Annotated in this window: 1 rRNA gene; it reads right to left on the bottom strand. The window is 48.7% G+C overall.

Annotated features, from left to right (window positions below):
* Positions 1–271, bottom strand: a 16S ribosomal RNA gene (locus ACJRW5_RS24910); the annotation flags it as partial.
* Positions 272–565 lie beyond the last annotated feature (294 nt).

Genomic DNA, 565 nt, shown 5'->3' with positions numbered 1-565 from the left:
GCCTTGGTGAGCCATTACCTCACCAACTAGCTAATCCGACCTAGGCTCATCTGATAGCGCAAGGCCCGAAGGTCCCCTGCTTTCTCCCGTAGGACGTACGCGGTATTAGCGCCCGTTTCCGGACGTTATCCCCCACTACCAGGCAGATTCCTAGGCATTACTCACCCGTCCGCCGCTAAATCAGGGAGCAAGCTCCCGTCATCCGCTCGACTTGCATGTGTTAGGCCTGCCGCCAGCGTTCAATCTGAGCCATGATCAAACTCTTCAGTTCAATACTGCTTGGGTTTTGAGAAAACCCTAAACTTGGCTCAGCAATCGCAAATCTCTTAATTAAAAGAGTAACTCTCGAATTCACGAGTGTTGCTTTGTGATGCTGATAATCAGCTGACTATCAGTCTTACCTCACAAGCACCCACACGAATTGCTTGATTCAGTTGTTAAAGAACAGTTGGTTAAGTCTTTCGCCTCAACCGAGGCCGCGCATTCTACAGCAGCCTTTCTATCTGTCAAGCTGTTTTTCGAAGAATTTTTTCTTTCTACTCAACCACTTGCGCTTTCGATCAGA

This window comes from Pseudomonas pichavaramensis (assembly GCF_050473265.1).
Lineage (GTDB): Bacteria > Pseudomonadota > Gammaproteobacteria > Pseudomonadales > Pseudomonadaceae > Aquipseudomonas.
Note: the sequence above shows the minus strand (reverse complement) of the source record. Positions and strands in the feature narration are given on the sequence as shown.